Source organism: Sphingobium sp. IP1 (genome assembly GCF_002708645.1).
Classification (GTDB): Bacteria; Pseudomonadota; Alphaproteobacteria; order Sphingomonadales; family Sphingomonadaceae; genus Sphingobium; species Sphingobium yanoikuyae.
Map to the genome: position 1 here is coordinate 1 of NZ_NOIW01000271.1, position 457 is coordinate 457.

A 457-nucleotide genomic window follows, 5' to 3' on the forward strand; every position below is an offset into this window, starting at 1 on the left:
TCGACGAGGCCAGCAGGGAATGTCTGGCGCTTATCGTTGCGCGACAGCTCAAACATGAGGATGTGCTGGCGGCCTTGGCGGACCTGTTCATCTCGCGCGGCCCGCCTGCACATATACGGTCAGATAATGGCGCCGAATTTATCGCCAATGCCGTCCAGCAATGGCTGCGGCAGATCGGCGTGAAGACGCTCTACATCGCGCCGGGATCGCCATGGGAGAATGGCTATAATGAAAGCTTCAATGGGTCGCTGCGCGACGAACTGCTCAATGGTGAAATCTTCTACAGCCTCGCCGAGGCCAGGGTGCTGATCGAAGCCTGGCGGCGGCATTAGGGACTGTCAGGATTTCCGTGTGTGGCCGGGCATAATGGGCAACAAGGAGTCCCACTATGTCACGACGCAAAGAACCTGCCATACCGAATGAGCTTCTCGATCAGCTTTTGGCGGGCGGCGCTGCC

Annotated in this window: 1 pseudogene; it reads left to right on the forward strand. The window is 58.6% G+C overall.

From position 1 onward, the window contains the following. Positions 1-329 (forward strand): annotated as a pseudogene (locus CG471_RS29920) (integrase core domain-containing protein); the annotation flags it as partial. Positions 330-457 lie beyond the last annotated feature (128 nt).